General features: G+C 54.1%; 1 pseudogene. It reads right to left on the bottom strand.

The features are described from left to right. A pseudogene (locus ACSZPU_RS26605) lies at positions 1 to 209 on the bottom strand (enterohemolysin); the annotation flags it as partial.

The raw sequence follows: 209 nt of genomic DNA, 5'->3' as shown, positions 1-209 counted from the left end.
TGCCGTTTGGAAGTCGCCAGTAATTTCTCAACCTCCAGGAACCGCGCTTCGGCATCTGACTCATCCGGTTGTGGCAGGGAGTTGATCGCCGCTTCCACTTTGTTGCGAGCATCAACCAGGTAATAGCGTTTCACCGCTTTGTTTTTCAGCTCGGTAAAGAGCGCTGTTCCAAGGGGGAACTTCTGCGCTTCGATATCCACGCGCACAGC

The sequence above is a fragment of the Phytobacter sp. V69 genome, assembly GCF_965644215.1.
Lineage (GTDB): Bacteria > Pseudomonadota > Gammaproteobacteria > Enterobacterales > Enterobacteriaceae > Phytobacter.
The sequence above is the reverse complement of the archived record's forward strand: the minus strand, read 5'-3'. Positions and strand labels throughout refer to the sequence as shown.